Genomic DNA, 18,022 nt, shown 5'->3' with positions numbered 1-18,022 from the left:
ATCGGCTGCTCGTCGTCGCGCGGCTGCCACCCGCCACGCCGGCGGTCGCGGACGGCATGATGGTGGCCCGTGAGCGAGCCCGAGCAGACCCCGGACCCGACGCTGCAGGCCCTCGCCGACGCGTACGGGATCGCGACGGAGTACTGGGACTGGCAGGGCCAGCACGTCGTCGTCGGTCGCCAGACCGTCGAGGCCGTCCTGGCGGCCCTCGACGTCGACGCGAGCACCCCGGAGGCCGCGGCGCAGGCCCTGGCCGCGCGCGAGCTCGAGCCGTGGACCCGCATGCTGCCGCCGGTCCTCGCGCTCCGCTCGGGCCGCACCGGCCACGTGCACGTCCACGTCCGCGACGGCGACGCGCTGGAGGTCTGGATCGACCTCGAGACGGGCGGCGTGTGGGAGCACCTGCACCAGCTCGAGAACTGGAGCCCCGCGCGGCACGTCGACGGGCCCTACCCGGGCGGCGGGACCGTGGGCGAGGCGACGTTCGAGGTCCCGGCCGCGCTCCCGCTCGGCTACCACACGCTCCGCGCGCGCAGCACGGGCGCGGCGGGCGACGTGCACGAGGCCGCCATGGCGCTGATCGTCACCCCGAGCTGGCTGGGCTTCCCGGCGTCGGTCGGGGAGCGGCGGGCCTGGGGCGTCGCCACCCAGCTCTACAGCGTCACGTCGGCGCAGTCGTGGGGCGTCGGCGACCTCGTCGACCTCGAGGACCTGGCGGTGTGGTCGGCCGCCAGCAGCGGCGCGGACTACGTGCTCGTGAACCCGCTCCACGCGGCCGAGCCGGTCCCGCCCCTGGAACCCTCGCCCTACCTGCCGACGTCGCGCCGCTTCGCCAACCCCCTGTACCTGCGCGTCGAGCGCATCCCCGAGCACGCGACCGCGCCGGACGCGGTGCGCGCGCAGACCGCGCGGCTGCGCGACGACCTCGACGCCCGCCTCGCCGGGGTCGACGTCATCGACCGGGACGCCGCGTGGACGGCGAAGCGCGCGGCCCTGCGCGCGCTGTTCGCGGTGCCGCGCACCCCGGGGCGCGAGGCGGCCTTCGCCGCGTACCGGGCCCGCGAGGGCGACGGACTGCGCAACTTCGCCACCTGGTCCGCGATCGCCACCGAGCACGGCCCCGACCACCGGACCTGGCCCGAGGACCTGCGCCACCCGGAGGGCGCGGCCGTCCGCGCCTGGGCGCAGGAGCACGACGACGAGGTCGGCTTCGAGTCGTGGCTGCAGTGGGTCCTCGACGAGCAGCTCGACGGCGCCCAGGCCGCCGCGCTGCGCGCCGGCATGCGGCTGGGCGTCATGCACGACCTCGCCGTCGGCGTGAACCCGCGCGGCGCCGACGCCTGGAGCCTGCAGGACACGTACGCGCGGGGCATCACGGTCGGCGCCCCGCCGGACCCCTACAACCAGCACGGCCAGGACTGGAGCCAGCCGCCGTGGCGCCCCGACCGGCTGGCGGAGGCGGCGTACGAGCCGTGGCGGGCGATGGTGTCGACGATCCTGCGGCACGCCGGCGGGATCCGGGTCGACCACGTGATCGGCCTGTTCCGGCTGTGGTGGATCCCGCAGGGCCTCGGGCCGAAGGCCGGCACCTACGTGCGGCTCGACCACGAGGCGATGGTGGGCATCCTCGCCCTCGAGGCGCACCGTTCCGAGGCGCTCGTGGTGGGGGAGGACCTCGGCACGGTCGAGCCGTGGGTCCGCGAGGACCTGCGCGGGCGCGGGATCCTCGGCACCTCGATCCTGTGGTTCGAGTTCGACTTCGACGGCGACGGCAGCCCGCTGGCGCCCGAGCTGTGGCGCGAGTACTGCCTGGCCTCGGTGACGACGCACGACCTGCCGCCGACAACCGCCTACCTCGCCGGCGACCACGTCCGTCTGCGCGAGCGGCTGGGCGTGCTCACGCGGCCCTTCGAGGAGGAGCTCGCCCTCGACGAGGCGGAACGGGCGGCCTGGCTCGACGCGCTCCGCGCCCACGGCGTGCTGGCCGAGGGCGCCGACGTCGAGGAGACCGTACGGGCGCTGCACCGCTACCTCACGCTGACGCCGTCCCGCCTGCTGAACGTCGCGCTCACCGACGCCGTCGGCGACCGCCGTGCCCAGAACCAGCCCGGCACGACCAACGAGTACCCGAACTGGCGCGTCCCCCTGACCGACCCGGAGGGCCGTCCGGTCCACCTCGAGGACGTGTTCGTGAGCCCCCGGGTCCGTTCGCTGCTCGCGGTCTTCGAGGGCTGAAACCCGCCGCGCCGCGGACCCGTGTGCTCCGGCCGGCCCCGCGGGAACAAGCCGGTCCCTCATGTAGTTGAATGATCAACTGCAGGGGCCGTCCGGGCCTCGTGCGCAGGCAGACCGCAGGAGGACACGTGAGCGTCGTCGCCGTCGTCGGGGCAGGCAAGCTGGGTTCCGCGCTCGCCCGCCGTGCCGTCGCCGCGGGGCACCGCGTCCGGCTGGCGGGGCGGGACGACTCGCCGGCCTTCCGCGCCCGGGTCGCCGCGCAGGTGCCCGGGGCCGTCGCCCGCACCCTCGAGGACGCCGTCGACGGCGCCGACCTGGTCGTGCTGGCGCTCCCGCTCGCTGCGCACCGTCAGCTGGACCCGGCGGTCCTCGCCGGGCACGTCGTCGTCGACGCGATGAACGACTGGCCCTCCGGCGGCCCGTCGGCCGCCGACGCGTCGCGGACCAGCAGCACCCGGGTGCAGCGCCACCTGCCGGGCGCGCGGGTGGTCAAGGCGCTCAACCACGTCGGCTACCACGACCTCGACGACGAACCGCTCGTCGGCGCCTCGCCGCGGCGAGCGCTGGCGGTCGCGGGTGACGACCGGAGCGCCGTACGCACGGTTGCCGCGTTCGTCGACAGCCTCGGCTTCCAGGCGGTCGACGCGGGGCCCCTGGCGCGGGGGTCCGCCTTCGCCCTGGGCACGCCCGTCTTCGACGGGGCCCTGGACGCCCGTGCCCTGCGCCGGCTCGTCGCCCGGCCGGCCGCGGACCGTTCGCGGGCGCTCGTCGCCGCCTGAGGTCGTCCGCGCCTGGCGGTTTGAGGCCGTCGATGCGGGGTATGCGCGAAGCGGTGCTGTCGGGGGGTCCGAGGGCAACCAGCCGGGGCCGGGACGCACGTCCCGGCCCCGGTGTGCCTCCGAGGCCACCTGCCTGGTGTCCTCTTTCGGACATGACCGCCAGATGACAGCCGATGTCCTGCCGAATAGCCGGTCGATGCGGTTTTCTTGTGTCGACCAGGCGGGGCGCGATGAACCCCCGAGCGTCCGTCCCGCCTGGCCCACCTCGTGCCCGACCCGTCCCTCGTGGGACGGCCGGTCGAGCCTCCCCGGAGCCGCACCTCGAGCGGTGCCCAGCCCCGCCGGCGCGACCGCGGTCGGCGGCGGGACCGGGCCCACGAGGATCCGTCCCGGGCGGGGAGGGGCACCCGGGACGGAGTCGTCACCGGCGCGCACGCCGGTGGCGAGAAGCCTGGCAGCCCGGCTCGTCCGACGCGGCAGGCGTGGGGAAGTTCCGCGGGCGACGGCGCCCGCGTCATTCCCAGCCGACAAGAATTGGTCTCAGGTGTCGGTCTGCACGTGGTCCGCGGTCACGAAGTCGATGAGCTCCTCCACGCAGGTGAGCAGCGGCCGCTCGAGGTCGTTCCAGCTGCGGACGCGGCCGAGGATCGCCTGCCAGGCGCGGGCGATGTCGGCCTGGTCGGCATGGGGGAGCCGCAGCACCTCGCAGATGCCGTGCTTCCACTCCACGTCGCGCGGCACGTCCGGCCAGCGCTTGAGGCCGACGCGCTCCGGCTTCACGGCCTGCCAGACGTCGACGTAGGGGTGGCCGAGGACCCGGACGTACGCGCCGTACCGGCCCCGTTCCACGGACTGGGCGATCCGCGTCTCCTTGCTGCCGGGCACGAGGTGGTCGGCCAGCACGCCGAGCCGGCGGCCCGGACCCGGCGCGAACTCCTCCACCACGCCCGCGAGGTCGTCGATGCCGCCGAGGTACTCGACGACGACGCCGACGTGACGCAGGTCGTCGCCCCAGATCCGCTCCACGAGCTCGGCGTCGTGACGGCCCTCGACGTAGATGCGGCTCGGCAGGGCGACCTTGGCCTTGTCGCCGCCGGGCGTCGTGACGGACCCGGACGCCGTGCGGCGTGCGGCCTGGGCGGGGGCGCGCACGGGGGCCTGGAGCGTCACCGGACGCCCCTCGACCAGGAAGCCCGGGCCGAGGGGAAAGCTGCGGATCTTGCCGCGGCGGTCCTCCAGGACGACCAGGCCGTTCTCCCAGCGCAGCACGGCCCCGACGAAGCCGGACGTCGGCTCCTCCACCACGAGCCCGCGCTCGAGGGTCTGCGGCGCGCTCACGGGCTTGCGTGGCGCGTTCCACCCTGCGCTCAGGACGTCGCCGGCGTAACGGTCGTGAGGACTCACCGCGGCAGCGTAGGAGCGCACCCGCGGCCGGGTCGGGAGCGGCGCCGCGCGAGTCCGCCGAACTTCTGTGCGGTTGACCACCCCAGGGGTGGTCAACCGCGCAGAACTTCGGCCGATCCCGTCGGCGCCGCTCAGGTCGTCGCCGTGCAGCCGCAGGACTGGCGCACGACGAGGTCCAGGCCGAAGAGCGCGTGCCCCTCGCCGGGCCCGCCCGGCTGCTCGAGGGCGTCGAGGGCGGCCTCGGCCATGGCCAGCACCGGCTGGTGCGCCGTGGTCAGGGGAGGGGCGGCGTACGCACCGTCCTCGACCCCGTCGAACCCGCCGACGGCGACCTCCTCCGGCACCCGCACGCCCGCCGCGCGCAGGCCGTGAAGCAGGCCGAGCGCCTGCGCGTCGGACGTCGCGAAGACCGCGGTCGGCCGCGCCCCGGCGCCGAGCAGCGCCTCCACCGCGGCGCTGCCGCCGGGCCGGTCCCAAGCCACCCGCACGACGGGGCCGGGTCGCGCGCCGTGCTCGGTGACGGCCTGCTGCCACCCGAGCTCGCGCGCCCCCGCGGTCCGGGCCCCCGACTCGCCGGTGACCAGGGCGACCGAGCGGTGCCCGTGCACCCCGAGGAGGTGGTCGACGACCAGGCGGGCGCCCTGCGTCGCGTCCGGGCCGACGGCGGCGCACCCGGGGACGGCGAAGGGGGCGTTCAGGTAGACGGTCGGCAGGTCGGGCCGTACGGGCGGCGCGGTGTCGTGGTGGCCCATCACCGTGGCGACGACCAGCCCGTCGACGCCGTGGCGCGGCAGGGTCTGCAGCAGCCGGCGCTCGACGCCGAGGTCGTTGCCGGAGCCGGCGGCGAGCACGGCGAGCCCGCGGCGCTCGGCGGCGGCCTGCACCGCCTCGGACAGCTCGGCCATGAACGGGTTGGCCACGCGCGGGATGACCAGGCCGACGATCCCGGTCGTCCCGCGCCGCAGGGCCCGGGCCGCGCGGTTGGGCCGGTAGCCGAGCCGGCGCACGGCCTCGCGCACCCGCTCGGCGGTCGCCGGGGCCACCTTGCGGGGCCCGTCGTTGACGACGTAGCTCACCACCGCGGGGCTCACCCCGGCGAGGCGCGCGACCTCCGCGGCGGTCGCCCGCCGTGCGGGGTCCTGCGTCGCGGCCACGGCGCCCACCCTCTCCTGCCTCGGTCCGGCACGACACGCAGCCCGCGAGGTGCGGTCGGCGTCTAATCGTTTAGATTGTGCACCGGCGCAGCAGCGGCGGCGTCGGGGACCACGGGTGGAAGGACGGGCGCGTGAAGATCGGCGTCATCGGGACAGGGCAGTTCGCGGGGAGCTTCATCGGGCTGTGGCAGCGCCACCCGGGGGTGGGGGACATCTACGTCACCGACCTGGTGCCCGAGCGGGCGGCCTCGCACGTCGAGCGCTACGGCGTCGCCGGGTCGTACCCCGACGCCGACGCCCTGATCGCCTCCGACGTCGACGCGGTCGCGGTGTTCACGCAGCGCTGGACGCACGCCGAGCTCGTGCTGAAGGCGCTCGACGCCGGCAAGCACGTCTACTCCGCCGTGCCGATGGCGCTGAAGGTGGACGAGATCGAGGCGATCGTGCGCAAGGTGGAGGAGACCGGGCTCGTCTACATGATGGGCGAGACCAGCTACTACAACCCCGCCGTCGTGTGGGCGCGGCAGCAGAACGCCGAGGGGGCGTTCGGGCGCGTCTTCTACTCCGAGGGCGACTACGTGCACGACATGGACAACGGCTTCTACGCCGCGTACCAGTTCAGCGGGGGCGAGGGCTGGAAGGCGACCGCGTCGTACCCGCCCATGCTCTACCCGACCCACGCGGTCGGCGGCGTGCTCGGTGCGCTGCCCACCCACGCCACCTCGGTGTCGTGCATCGGCATCAAGGACGACCGTGGCGACGGCGTCTTCGACGCCGAGGTGTCGCTGTGGGGCAACGAGTTCAGCAACATGACCGCGCTCTTCGGGCTGGCCGACGGCGGCACGATGCGCACCAATGAGTTCCGTCGCGTCGGACACCCGGGGCGGGTGCACGAGTCCCGGTTCCGCTTCTACGGGACCGACGGCGTCATGGAGCAGACCTCGACCGGCGCCTCCTGGAGCACGCGCGACGAGATCTCCGACATCGGCGAGCTGTTCCGGACCTACACGCACGGCGGCCGCGCGATCGACCCCACCGTGCTCGAGGGCCTCGACCCCGCGCTGCGGCACAGCTTCGAGTCCGGGCTGGCCGAGGTGCACGACACCAGCCGGCTGCCCGCGGAGTTCGAGGGCGCGCCCAACGGTCACGAGGGCAGCCACCACTTCCTCGCCGACGACTTCGTCCGCGCGGTGACGACGGGCACGCAGCCGCCGGTCAACGCCTGGCGCGCGGCGCGGTTCACGCTGCCGGGCATCGTCGCGTGGGACTCCGCGAACGCCGACGGCGTACGGCTGCCCGTGCCCGACTTCGGCGACGGCCCGGCCGACCCCGGCTGGGGCTGAGCCAGCGGCACCCTTCCCACGAAACGCTGAAGGACGACAGCGGTTCGACGCGATCGGCCGTCGTCCGTCAGCGTTTCGCGGAGAAGGGGCGGAGGTCGGGGGAGCGGTTGACGGCCCGCACCGTCGCGGCCGTGCGAGGGCTGGTTGGGTGGACCCGTGGTCGCGATGGCGATGTTCCCGCTCGGCTCGGTCCTGCTCCCGGCGATGCCGCTGCACCTGCGGGTCTTCGAGGAGCGCTACCTGCTGATGCTCTCCGAGCTCGTGGCCGCCGAGGACGCCCGGTTCGGGGTGGTGCTCATCGAGCGCGGCTTCGAGGTCGGCGGGGGCGACCACCGCTTCGGCGTGGGCACCGTCGCCGACATCCTGCAGGTGGCGGCCGAGGACGGCGTCGTCGGCCTCGCCGCCCAGGGCGGGCGGCGCTTCGAGGTCGAGGGCTGGCTCGAGGGCACCCCGTACCCGCGGGCGGAGGTCCGCGAGCTGGACGACCTGGTCTGGGACGAGGCGCTCCTGCCGCTGCTCGCCGAGACCGAGCGGGTCGTGCGGAGCACGCTCGCCCAGGCGTCGGAGTTCGCCGCGACGGGCTGGTCGCCCGACGTCGAGCTGGCCGACGACCCGCTGCCGCGCTGCTGGCAGCTCGCCGGCGTCGCGCCGCTGGGGGACCTCGACCGGCTCACCCTGCTGCGCTCCGCCTCCGCCGAGGAGCTGCTGAACCGCACCATCGAGCTCACCCGCGACGCCGCGGTGCAGTTCTCGGCGCCCTGGCCCGACGCGGAGGACTGAGCGCCTGCCCGGCGCGCGTCCGACGAGCCGCCCAGCCCCCGCGAGCGGTAGGTTGCCGCGCTCGTGACCGGCGTGTCGCGCCCGGCGACCTACCGGTCGGCGAGGGTGGGGAGGTCAGCGGGCGGAGCGCGCGGGACCGGAGCTGGTGCGGACGACGAGCTCGACGTCCATGAGGACCTGGCGGGGCGGTTCGAGCGGGTCGAGGAGCATCCGACCGATCTCGCGGCCGCGCTCGGTGATCGGCTGGCGGACCGTGGTCAGGCCGCGCGGTGCGGCCGCCGCGATGTCGTCGAACCCGCACACCGACACCGACCCGGGCACGTCGACCCCGGCCGCGGCCAGGCCCTCGAGCACCCCGAGGGCGAGGACGTCGCTGAGGCCGACGACGGCCGTCGGCAGGGCGTCGCGGCCCAGGAGCCACGCGGCGACCTGCTGGCCGGAGGCGAAGTCGTTCACGCCGGCGGTCACCATCGTGATCCGGCCGCCGAGCGCGTCGGACAGGCCGGCGAGGCGCGCGCTGTAGTCGGCGTAGTCGATCCGCGGCGGGTCGACGAGCGTCACCTCGGTGGCCGAGGGCCCCTCGTCGGTGGGTGCGACGACGAGCACGTCGGTGTGGCCCAGCCCGGCCAGGTGCTCCCCGACGAGCGTCCCCGTGCGCCGGTCGTCGATCGCGACCCAGCTGGCGTCGGGGTCGTCCACGCGGTCGGTCGTCACCAGGCTGATGCCCCGCGCCCGGGCGAGCGCCGCGGCGGGGTGGCTGGCCGGGAGGGAGAGCAGGGCGAGCGCGTCGATGCTGGCCGAGCGGACGACCGACAGGTCCGGCTCGCCGTCCTCGTCGTGCGGGAGCGGCAGCAGCACGATCGAGGTCGTGCGCTCCACCGTCGAGGCCAGCCCGGCGAGCAGCGCGACGGCGTACGGGTCGGAGAAGGCGTACGAGAGGTGGCCGGTGAGCAGCACGCCCACCGCCCCGGAACGTCCCGTCCGCAGCGCCCGGCCCGCGGCGTCCGGCCCCGTGAACCCGAGCTCCGCCGCGACGGCGAGGATGCGCTCGCGCAGCTCGGCCGACAGCTGGTCGGGGCGGTTGTAGGCGTTGGAGACCGTGGCCGGCGAGACGCCGACCGCGGTCGCCACCGTCTTGAGGGTCACCCTGGCCATCCGTCGGACTCTAGCGGCGGCAGGGCCGTCCGGGCGTCCCCGCAGCGCGGGGACGGTCCCGGTGGGACGTCGCGCGGCCCGGGTCCCGGCCGCTCAGCGGCGCTTCGCGCGCGGCGCCGGGAGCGGCTCGACGCCGGGCGTCCAGTTGAGGACGCTGGCCCGCTCGAGGAACTCGTCGCTGGAGATGTCGCCGGTGGCGAACCGGGTCGCGAGGATCTCGCGGGCCTCGTGCTCGGGGCTCTTCGCCCGGCCGGCCAGCGCGGGCCCGCCGAGGCGTCCGCTGCGGCGCAGGTAGAACAGGGTCGCCCCGAGGAGGAGCAGGAGCAGCAGGAACATCAGACCTCCGAGGAAGGGGAAGGGTCCGCCGTGGGCGGCCCACTGGGCGTGCTGGGCGGCGGCGTCGGGAAAGCCGGGTCCGGGTGCGTTCGGTGGCATGTCCCCACCCTGGGTCGTCCGGGCCCGACGCACATCGGGCGGCAGGCGACACCTCGCTTACGCCCGCTGACGTACGCGTCGTACGTGCGGCGGGGGATGTGGACGGGGCCCGTCTCGCCTAGCCTCGGTGGTCGTGGTCCACACCCGAGGAGCAGCGCCGTGAACCGGTCGCGCCGGGTGCTGCTGCTGAACGCGCTGCTCGGGCTGGGGATCCTCGTCGTCTGCTGGGCCGGCGTGCACGTCGGCTGGCGGGGTCCCGACGCCGAGGGCCACGACGTCGACGGACGCTACGGGCCCGGCCCGCGCGGGCCCTGGCAGCCCCCGACGGCTCCCGGGCCCCAGTCGGCCGCGGCCGCCGTCGCCTGGACCGCGCTGCCGGGGCTCGTGCTGCTCGCCGTCGGCGTCGCGCTGCGCTGGCGGTGGCCGCGGGCGGCCTTCGTGGCGAGCGCGGTCGGGGTGGGCGTCTTCTTCGGCAGCGCGACGTTCTCCGCGCCCGCGCTGCTCGCGCTCGGCCTGACCGTCTACCCGATGGCGGTGACGCTGCCGGTGCGGCGCTGGGCGTGGCTGCTGGCCCTGCTCGTGCCGGTGGTGCTGGCCGCGCACCACGCCGAGCCCTACCTCGGCGCGCTCGACCCCGTCCTCTACGCCGAGCTGCTGATGGCGCTCGCCCTCGCCGTGCTGCCGCCGCTGCTCGTGCTGCTGCGCCGCGGGCGGCGCGAGGCCGAACGCCGCGAGCGGGCCGAGGACCTGCGGCGGACCGCGTACGAGGAGCGGCTGCGCGTGGCCCGCGAGGTGCACGACGTCGTCGGGCACAGCCTGTCGGTGGTGACGATGCAGGCCGGCGTGGCGCTGCACGTGCTCGACAAGCAGCGCGCGACCGGCGCCGCGGTGGCGCCCGAGGTGACGGCGTCGCTGGAGGCCATCCGGCGCTCCAGCCGCGACGCCCTGGCCGAGCTGCGGACGACGCTCGGGATGTTCCGGGACCCGGCGGGGGAGCCGCGGACGCCGACCGCCGGGCTCGACCGCCTCGCCGACCTGGTCGGCGCCCTGCGCGCGGCCGGTCGCCGTATCGACGTCGACGGCGTGCCCGTCCCCGGCCCCGCGCTGCCGGCGGCGGTCGACGCGGCGGCGTTCCGGATCGTGCAGGAGGCGCTCACCAACGTGGTGCGGCACGCCGGCGACGCCCGGGCGGAGGTCCTGGTCCAGCGTCGGCCCGACGTGCTCGTGGTCGAGGTCGCCGACGACGGTCCCGGACCGCGCGGGTTCCGCGAGGGCAACGGCGTCCGGGGCATGCGGGAGCGGGCGGCCGCGCTGGGCGGTGGGGTGGAGGTCGGTCCCGGTGCGCGGGGCGGGCTCGTGGTCCGGGCCGCCCTGCCGCTGCCGGCACCGGCCCGGCCCGACGGCCCGCTCGCCGGGCAGCCCGCGAGCGCGTCGTGAGCGGGCCGGACGAGCTCGTCCCCGCCAGAGGGGCGAGGCGGGTCCGGGTCGTCGTCGTCGACGACCAGCCGCTGGTGCGCATGGGCCTGCGCACGCTGGTCGACTCCGAGGACGACCTGGAGCTGGTGGGCGAGGCCGAGGACGGCCGCGCCGCCCTCGACCTGCTGCGCCGCACCCGCCCCGACGTGGCTCTGATGGACATCCGGATGCCGCGGCTGGACGGGATCGAGGCGATGCGTGCGGTCGCGGCCGACCCGGCGCTGGCCGGCGTACGGGTGGTGGTGCTGACGACCTTCGAGACCGACGAGCACGTCTTCGACGCGCTGCAGGCCGGCGCCGCCGGGTTCCTGGTCAAGGACTCCGAACCCGCCGACATGCTCCGGGCGATCCGGCTCGCCGCCGTCGGGGAGTCCTTGCTGTCGCCCTCGGTGACGCGCCGGGTCATCGCGTCCTTCGCCGGCCGGGGTCCGGCGCGGCGCGGTCACGAACGGCTCGGCGAGCTGACCGAGCGCGAGCGCGAGGTGCTCGCCCTCATCGGCGAGGGCCTGAGCAACGACGAGATCGGCGCGCGGCTCGTGGTCAGCCCGGCGACGGCCCGCACGCACGTGAGCCGCGTGATGACCAAGCTCGGGGCCCGCGACCGCGCCCAGCTCGTGGTGATCGCGTACCAGTCCGGGCTGGTGCGCTGAGCGCGCGGTCCGGCGCTAACGCCTGAGCACGAAGGTGCCGACGAGCACCCCGACCACGGCCAGGACCCCGCCGATCACGGCGAAGATGGTGCCGACCAGGTCGCCGCTGACGATGCCGCCGCCGACGACGGCCTCGTGCGGGTCGGCCGGGTTCTCCAGCACGAGCACCGGGCGGCCGACCGGGTTCCGCACGACGGTCGAGGTGAACGAGTTCCAGAACACCACCTTGGTGCCGTCCGAGCGCCGGTAGCCGATCTGGCAGCGCGTCTGCTCGCCGTCGAGCCGGCTCCCGACCACCTCGCCCGGGTAGGAGCGCCACGTCCGGCGCCGCAGCCCGGCCCTGCGCACCGTACGGATGCCCGAGACGAGGAGGTAGCCGCCGAGCAGCAGCATCCCGAGCGAGATCAGCCCGCCGATCTGCGTGAACGTCACGGCACGTGAGCGTACGGTCCCGGCGGGTCCGCAAGGTATGCCGCTGACCCGGTCGACGGTCGAGGTCGAGAACGCTGACCTCTGACGAGGCCCTTCGACGAGCTCAGGGAGCGTTCCTGTGGTCGAGCGCCCGAGGAGGCTCCTGAACCTGTCGAAGGTGCCCGAGGACGCTCCCTGAGCCTGTCGAAGGGCCACGACGTGGTCGGCGTCCGGAGCCTGGTCCCAGGCAGCCTGGGGACTAGCCGACCGGTGCGAACGCCTCACGGTGGTCGGCGGCCCACCGGGCGAAGGGGAGGCCGGGGCGGCCGAGCACCTGCTCGACGGCGGGGAGCACCTGGCCCTCGCGGACGCCGACCGCGCGTTCCTGCATGTCGAGCAGGGAGTCGGCCAGCTGCGCGCTCATCCACGGGTTGCGGAGCAGGTCGGCGCGGGCCTCGTCGCGGTCCTGCTCCTCGAAGCGCACCTCGCGCCCGAGCACCTCCGACAGGATCCGCACGCGGTCGCGCTGGCTCAGCGCCTCGGGTCCCGACAGCTCGTACGCCGCCCCCGCATGGGCCTGCGGGTGCAGCAGCGCGGCCACGGCGACGGCCGCGATGTCGGCCTCGTGCACCGGGGCCGCGACGGAGTCGCCGTAGGGCGCCCGGACCGGTTCGCCGGCGCGGACGGCCGGCGCCCAGGCGAGCGTGTTGGTCATGAACATGCCCGGCCGCAGCATCGTCCAGCCCAGGCCGGAGGCCTCGACCGCCCGCTCGACGTCGGTGTGGCGGCGCTGCAGCGGGCTGTCGGACTCCCAGCTCGCGGACAGCGAGGACAGCACGCTCACGTGGGCGACCCCGGCGGCCTTCGCCGCTGCGACCACCGCCTCGACGCCCTCGGGAGCGGGGAAGAGGTGCAGCGCGCGGACCCCGGTGAACGCCTCCGCCGGCACCCCCTCGACGAGGTCGCCGGCGACGGCCTCCACGCCGTCGGGCCAGCGTGACCGCTCCGGGTGGCGGCTCAGCGCCCGGACCGGCTCGCCGGCCGCCGCGAGCTGCTCCACGACCTGCCGCCCGACGTTGCCCGTCGCCCCCGTCACCAGGATCATGCTCCGGACGATAGCCCCGCCGGTCGGTCCGCTCGCAGGCCTCAGCCCGGCAGCGTCCCGCGGACGAGGCTGTGCTGGGAGTGGACGGTGTCGCCGTCGTCGGGCTCGAGGGAGATGTCGACGGTGGAGTAGCCGTCCAGCTGCTGGCTGAGCGGGCCCGGCAGCCAGTAGCTGGCGTCGCCGGAGGAGGGCAGTGCGCCGAGCGCGTACATCCGCCGGCCGTCGCCGTTGATCAGCCAGACCTCGTGGTAGTCGCTGCCGGGGGAGGGCTGGAGCGCGGCGTGGACCCGCAGCTGGAGCGTGTCGCTGCGCCGCACCAGCTCGGCCGTGCCCTCGCCGGTCTGCCCGGGCAGCGCGGCCAGGTCGGCGCGGGCGACGAGCGCGCCCCCGCCGCCCCCGTCGTCGTCCGCCCGGATCGCGGACACGCCCAGCACCGCACCCGCCCCGACGACCAGGCCGACGGCGGCGGCGACGGCTGCCGGGACCCAGACGCGGCGGCGTCGGAGGGGGGACGCGCCGGACGTGCCGACGGGCGCCGCGTCGACCTCGGAGGTGATGGCCGCCCAGACGTCGGGGTGCGGCGGGCGCAGCGTGGCGGGCCCGAGGTCGCGCACGGCGTGGGCGAGGTCGGCCAGCTCGGCGACGTCGTCGCGGCAGGCGCGGCAGGAGGCGAGGTGCTCGCCCTCGTGGGGCTCCGGCGCTGCCGCCACGTCGGTCGCGAGCGTGGCGAGGCGGTCCGCGCTCAGGTGGTCCACGCGCGTGCCTCCTTCAGCCGGTCCCGCAGGTGCAGGAGCGTACGACGCACGTGGCTCTTGACCGTGCCGAGCGGCAGGTCGAGCCCGTCGGCGACCTGCTGGTAGGTGTAGCCCTCCCAGAACGCCATCCGCAGGATCGTCCCACGCGGGTCGGGCAGCTGGGCGATCTCCGCGGCGAGGACCAGCCGGTCGAGCTCGGCGTCGGCCACCGAGGGCGGTGGGGCGAGGAAGGCGACGGCCGCCTCGTCCTCCAGGGTGCTCTCGAGGCGCTGCTGCCGCTGCTGGCGACGGTGGTGGTCGAGCAGCCGGTGCCGGGTGATGCCGACGAGCCAGCCGGCCAGGCTCCCGCGCCCGGGGTCGTAGTCCGACCGGCTGCGCCAGGCGCTGACGAACACCTGCTGGGTCACGTCCTCCGCGTCGGCGGTGCGGCGCAGCTCGCGGTGCGCCAGCGTGTGCACGAGCGGGGCCCAGCGGCGGTACGCCTCCTCCAGGCACGCCCGGTCGCCGGCGACGAAGCCGCGCGCCAGCCGTGCCTCGTCCAGCCCGACCTCCTCGCCCGCCGTCTGACCCACGCCGCCCGCCCGTCCCTGCTCGTCCGCCCCGTCGCGCTCCGCGCCCGTCGCCGCCCGGCCGGGGGTGCGCCGCCGCACGACGCTCAGCGGGTGGGGCGGCGGGACGACCGGGACCAGGGGCGGCGGCTGCGCGCCCGCGACCTCGGCGCTCACCGTCGCTCCGCGGTGACGACGAGATTGTCCTGGTAGCCGCCGCGCGCCGGGAGGTAGGGACCGCTGCAGGTGATGAGCCGCAGCACCGGCTTCCCCGCTCGGGCGAAGACGTCGTCGGGGGAGAAGTCGGCCTTGCGGATGCGCTGGACCGCGACGACGGCGTACGTGGTGGTGCGGCCCGACGCGTCGCGCACCTCGACGCGGTCCCCGCGACGGAGCTGGGCGGCGCGCACCAGCGGGCCGGTGCCGTACCGGTCGCTGTCGACGTGGCCGGCGAGCACCACGGCACCGCGGCGGTCGGCCGGCGTCGGCCCGAAGCGGTACCAGCCGAGCTGGGTGGGCCGCTCCGGCAGGTCCATCTGGCCGCGCCCGTCCACCCCCTGCGGCACGACGGGCAGGTCGAGCCCGACCGACTGCGCGACCAGCCGCTCGGGCGCCACGACCTTCGGCGCCGGGCGCGGGGCGGCCGAGCGGGTGGGCCACCGCGCGGCCGGCTGCTCGCGGGGAGCCGGCGTGGCGCTCGGCGACGGGGCGGGCGTCGGCTCAGGGTCGGCGACGGCGGTCGAGACCGGGACGTCGGCGGCCACGCCCGGCGGGGCCAGCAGCTGGTGCCCGGCCCCGACGAGCAGGGCTGCGGACACGACGAGGACGGCCGGCCACAGCCAGCCGTCCCGTCGTGGGATGCGCGGTGTCACCGCAGGGTGGACCCGTGGTGGTCCAGCATCGTCGTCCGTCCCGCCTCAGCGACCCGCGGAGGCCTTGGCGGTCCGGCGGGTGAGCCGACCGGCGGCCAGTACGAGGCCGGCGAGCCCGAGGGCGAAGGCGCCGAGGGCCACGGGCGACGCGGCGGCCGCCTGGCCACCGGTGCCGCCGGGGACGCCTCCCGGGTTGCCGCCCATGCCGCCGATCGTCTGGACGGCCAGCTTCAGGTTGTCGTCGTCGGCCGAGCCCCAGGCGTACACGATCGTCGTCGTGCCCTCCTTCAGCTCCACGTCGGCCGGGCCGATGACCGGGTCGCTCTCGCCGGCCAGGACCACGTCGGCCTCGACGGTGCCGGCGTCGAGGTCGGCGCTGTCCTCGTCGGGGTTCTCCAGGCCGCTGAACGCGACGTCGCCGTTCGCGCGGACGTCGACGGCCGGGGCCGCGGCGTCATGGCGTACGACCAGGCGCGCCTTGCCGGCGTCGAGGTCGGAGACGTCGTTGGCGTACGCGGTCAGGCGCGGGTCGCCGGAGGCGTTCAGGTGGGCCACGACGGTGACGTTCGCGCCGGCCGGCACCTTGGCATCGTCGAGCTCGGCCACGGCGTCGCCGTCGGCCCCGTCGCCGGCCTTGACGACCTTGAGGTCGTACGTGCCGGCGGGCAGCTTCTGCGGGTCGGTCAGGGTGCCGGGCTTGAAGTCGCTGAGCAGCTCCTGGCCGTTGGCGTAGACGTCGACGGTGGCGCCGGGCACGGCGTGCAGGATCGAGACCGTCGCGGTGTCGGCCGCGAGGGCGGTCGTGGACGGCAGGAGCAGGGCGCCGGACGTCACGGTCAGGGCGAGCGCACCCCTGACCAGGCGGGAGCGGACGAGCACGGTCATCGGGACCTCCAGGTGAGTGGGCCTACACCTGGTTCTGCGCCAGAGGTCGTGCCGCGGATGCAGCGACTTCGCGGATCCGTCGCGGCAGCGGTCAGCCGCCGGTCCGCAGCGCCGCCTGCACGCCGGCGATCGGGGCGGCGAGGGTGTGGAGCAGGCCGAGGTCCACGTCGGACAGCCGGCCCGGCCGGTCGCCGTAGAGCGTCAGCGTGCCCGAGGTGCGCCGGCCGACGGTGAGGACCACCGCGAGGGCGGAGCCCAGACGCAGCCCTGCGGAGGCCCGGTCGCACCAGCGCGGCCACCGTTCCTCGGTCTCGAGGTCGTGGACGATGACGCTGTGGCCCGTGCGCAGCGCGTGCAGCCCGGGTCCCTCGTCGAGCTCGTCCTGCAGCGCGTCCGCGCGCCGTGCCACCGCGTCGGAGGCGCCGCCGTCGGGCCCGCCGCCGTGCCGGCCGCTCGCGGCGCTGGCGTGGTCGCACCCGGGCACCAGCCGCGGCAGCACGTCGAGAGCCTGCTGGAGCCGGGTCCTGGCGTCCTGGTCGCCGCGCAGGACGTCGAGGCACGCCACGAGCGCCGAGGTCTGAGCAGCACCCGGCCCCGCTGTGCGGCCTCGTCCCGCGTCCGGGATCGCCGGGAGGACGGGCCGCGGCAGGCGGGCCGGGGCCGGGGCTGCCGTCATGCGGCCCTCGCCTCGAGGGCGTCGAGGGCGTCGAGGGCGCGGAGCACGCCGAGCGGGCGCGGCCGCACGAAGTGGTGCACGAGGGTCGGACCGTGCTGCCGGGCCGGCAGTCCGCAGAGCCGGCACCCGACCTGGTCGGCGGGGCCGGGGAGGTCGTCCAGGTCGTCGAGGTCCGGGGAGACGCGGTCGTCGGAGGCTGCGTCGGTCGTGGTGCGCGCGGTGGGTCCGGTCATCGCCGTCTCCCTGTTCGGCAGGGTCGTGGCCTCACCCTGGTCGTCGGAGCGGAGCTGCTTTCCCCTCGTCGAAGGCCCTACCCGGGGCCGGTGGCGCGAAACCCCGAGCCCGGGCTGACGTCCGCGTCAGGCCAGGGGCAGCGTGCGGCGCACGGCGACGGGCCCGAGCTGGGCGAACGCGCGCGGCAGGCCGGGCGCCAGCACCTCCACCGGGTAGGCCCACTCGTCGCTCCCGAGCGCGGCGTCGACGTCGACACCGGTCTCGGCCAGGTGGCGGACCTGCCCGCTCACCGAGGCCAGCCTCCCGCGCTGCTCGTAGACGTACGGCCGGTCGACCGGGTCGCCGTGACCGGGCACCGCGCGCGTGGAGGAGGTCATCAGCCCGATCACGCCGTCGAGGGTGATCGGCCACTCGTGCAGGAACGCGTCAGGGCCCAGCGCCGGCGGCGCGCTGTCCACCGCCGGGGGGGTCGACCCCCCCGAGCCCCCCCGGGCCGACGTCGAGGACTCGACCAGGTCGCCGACCACCACGAGGTCGGCGTCGGGCACCACGACGACCAGGTCGGCGCCGGTGTGCCCGCGCCCGACGTGCGCCACCTCCACCCGCCGGCCGCCGAGGTCGAACGCGGCGGCGAGGACGATCGGGCGGTTCGGCGCCACCAGGTCCGCGGGGTCGACGCCGAGCCGCGCGGCGTCGGCCCGTGCCTCGTCGGAGGTGAGCCAGGCGGCGAGGTCCTCGTGCCCGACCGTCTCGAGGTCGTCGAACGCCGCGAGCCCGAAGGCGTGGTCGCGGTGCGCGTGGGTGACGACGACGACCTCGAGCGGCACGTCGGTCACCGCGGCGACCGCGGCCCGCACCGCGCGGCCCTGGTCGGGGCTCGACCCCGTGTCGACGAGCAGCGCGCGGGCCGAGCCGGCGACGAGGACCAGGTTGACGGTGTCGGGCTCGGCGACCGCACGCCACACGCCCGGCGCGAGCTCCTGCCAGGGAGCGAGGCCCGCGTCCGCCGCGTCCGAGCCTGTCGAAGGGTCTGCAGGGTCGCTCACCGGGCTAGACTGGCACTCACCGTACGCGAGTGCCAACGGACCCCTCCGGCGCTCGGCTCGGTGCTCAACCAGGACGAGG

At 76.0% G+C, this 18,022-nt stretch carries 19 protein-coding genes; 6 read left to right on the top strand and 13 right to left on the bottom strand.

The features are described 5' to 3' along the window. The first annotated feature begins 69 nt into the window (after positions 1-69). A complete protein-coding gene (gene malQ / locus BMY04_RS20930; protein WP_091186418.1) occupies positions 70-2,235 on the top strand; it encodes a 4-alpha-glucanotransferase in 2,166 nt (721 codons plus the stop codon). A 128-nt stretch (positions 2,236-2,363) separates the two neighbouring features. Then, complete coding sequence (locus BMY04_RS20925; protein WP_170854259.1) at positions 2,364-3,014, top strand: NADPH-dependent F420 reductase; 651 nt, start codon at positions 2,364-2,366, stop codon at positions 3,012-3,014. 540 nt (positions 3,015-3,554) lie between these two features. Here BMY04_RS20925 and BMY04_RS20920 read toward each other — a convergent pair. Both BMY04_RS20920 and BMY04_RS20915 read right to left on the bottom strand, forming a co-directional pair. After that, entirely contained in the window at positions 3,555-4,418 is an 864-nt protein-coding gene (locus BMY04_RS20920; protein ID WP_091186505.1) for a DUF3097 domain-containing protein, read from the bottom strand. 131 nt (positions 4,419-4,549) lie between these two features. Next, positions 4,550-5,572, bottom strand: coding sequence for a LacI family DNA-binding transcriptional regulator (locus tag BMY04_RS20915; protein WP_170854258.1), 1,023 nt, complete (start codon positions 5,570-5,572; stop codon positions 4,550-4,552). A 131-nt stretch (positions 5,573-5,703) separates the two neighbouring features. Here BMY04_RS20915 and BMY04_RS20910 point away from each other — a divergent pair, with 131 nt between their 5' ends. Further along, the gene (locus BMY04_RS20910; RefSeq protein WP_091186502.1) at positions 5,704-6,915 is read left to right on the top strand and encodes a Gfo/Idh/MocA family protein; all 1,212 of its coding nucleotides are present in this window, start codon (positions 5,704-5,706) and stop codon (positions 6,913-6,915) included. Positions 6,916-7,080: 165 nt separating this feature from the next. Then, positions 7,081-7,695, top strand: coding sequence for an LON peptidase substrate-binding domain-containing protein (locus BMY04_RS20905; protein WP_232506553.1), 615 nt, complete (start codon positions 7,081-7,083; stop codon positions 7,693-7,695). Between the two features lie 114 nt (positions 7,696-7,809). On the opposite strand, the gene BMY04_RS20900 is transcribed toward BMY04_RS20905, so the two are convergent. Further along, a complete protein-coding gene (locus BMY04_RS20900) occupies positions 7,810-8,850 on the bottom strand; it encodes a LacI family DNA-binding transcriptional regulator (RefSeq protein WP_091186408.1) in 1,041 nt (346 codons plus the stop codon). A 93-nt stretch (positions 8,851-8,943) separates the two neighbouring features. Then, a complete protein-coding gene (locus BMY04_RS20895) occupies positions 8,944-9,285 on the bottom strand; it encodes an SHOCT domain-containing protein (RefSeq protein WP_091186404.1) in 342 nt (113 codons plus the stop codon). Positions 9,286-9,444: 159 nt separating this feature from the next. Here BMY04_RS20895 and BMY04_RS20890 point away from each other — a divergent pair, with 159 nt between their 5' ends. Further along, complete coding sequence (locus tag BMY04_RS20890) at positions 9,445-10,722, top strand: sensor histidine kinase (RefSeq protein WP_198410323.1); 1,278 nt, start codon at positions 9,445-9,447, stop codon at positions 10,720-10,722. Beyond that, entirely contained in the window at positions 10,719-11,411 is a 693-nt protein-coding gene (locus BMY04_RS20885) for a response regulator (RefSeq protein WP_269766242.1), read from the top strand. The genes BMY04_RS20890 and BMY04_RS20885 overlap by 4 nt, the downstream gene beginning before the upstream one ends. 15 nt (positions 11,412-11,426) lie before the next feature. On the opposite strand, the gene BMY04_RS20880 is transcribed toward BMY04_RS20885, so the two are convergent. The 9 genes from BMY04_RS20880 to BMY04_RS20840 form a co-directional block, all read right to left on the bottom strand. Further along, complete coding sequence (locus BMY04_RS20880) at positions 11,427-11,843, bottom strand: DUF3592 domain-containing protein (RefSeq protein ID WP_091186393.1); 417 nt, start codon at positions 11,841-11,843, stop codon at positions 11,427-11,429. 238 nt (positions 11,844-12,081) lie between these two features. Beyond that, positions 12,082-12,927 (bottom strand): SDR family oxidoreductase, encoded by an 846-nt coding sequence (locus tag BMY04_RS20875; protein ID WP_091186389.1) that lies wholly within the window; start codon positions 12,925-12,927, stop codon positions 12,082-12,084. A gap of 41 nt (positions 12,928-12,968) precedes the next feature. After that, positions 12,969-13,682, bottom strand: coding sequence for an anti-sigma factor (locus BMY04_RS20870; protein WP_139210063.1), 714 nt, complete (start codon positions 13,680-13,682; stop codon positions 12,969-12,971). Beyond that, a complete protein-coding gene (locus BMY04_RS20865; RefSeq protein WP_232506550.1) occupies positions 13,670-14,407 on the bottom strand; it encodes an RNA polymerase sigma factor in 738 nt (245 codons plus the stop codon). Before BMY04_RS20865 ends, BMY04_RS20870 begins: the two co-directional genes overlap by 13 nt. Further along, positions 14,404-15,102, bottom strand: coding sequence for a sortase domain-containing protein (locus BMY04_RS23175; protein WP_198410322.1), 699 nt, complete (start codon positions 15,100-15,102; stop codon positions 14,404-14,406). The genes BMY04_RS20865 and BMY04_RS23175 overlap by 4 nt, the downstream gene beginning before the upstream one ends. 45 nt (positions 15,103-15,147) lie before the next feature. Further along, the gene (locus tag BMY04_RS20855) at positions 15,148-15,987 is read right to left on the bottom strand and encodes a DUF4397 domain-containing protein (protein ID WP_091186386.1); all 840 of its coding nucleotides are present in this window, start codon (positions 15,985-15,987) and stop codon (positions 15,148-15,150) included. Positions 15,988-16,078: 91 nt separating this feature from the next. Beyond that, complete coding sequence (locus tag BMY04_RS20850; RefSeq protein ID WP_091186381.1) at positions 16,079-16,663, bottom strand: GAF domain-containing protein; 585 nt, start codon at positions 16,661-16,663, stop codon at positions 16,079-16,081. Next, positions 16,660-16,896, bottom strand: a complete 237-nt coding sequence (locus tag BMY04_RS20845; RefSeq protein WP_091186377.1) for a hypothetical protein — start codon at positions 16,894-16,896, stop codon at positions 16,660-16,662. The genes BMY04_RS20850 and BMY04_RS20845 overlap by 4 nt, the downstream gene beginning before the upstream one ends. Before the next feature lie 126 nt (positions 16,897-17,022). After that, on the bottom strand, positions 17,023-17,943 hold the full coding sequence (locus tag BMY04_RS20840; RefSeq protein ID WP_170854257.1) for an MBL fold metallo-hydrolase: 921 nt from the start codon (positions 17,941-17,943) through the stop codon (positions 17,023-17,025). Between the last annotated feature and the right edge of the window lie 79 nt (positions 17,944-18,022).

This window comes from Microlunatus flavus, assembly GCF_900110855.1.
In the GTDB taxonomy this organism is placed as follows: domain Bacteria; phylum Actinomycetota; class Actinomycetes; order Propionibacteriales; family Propionibacteriaceae; genus Microlunatus; species Microlunatus flavus.
Note: the sequence above shows the minus strand (reverse complement) of the source record. Positions and strands in the feature narration are given on the sequence as shown.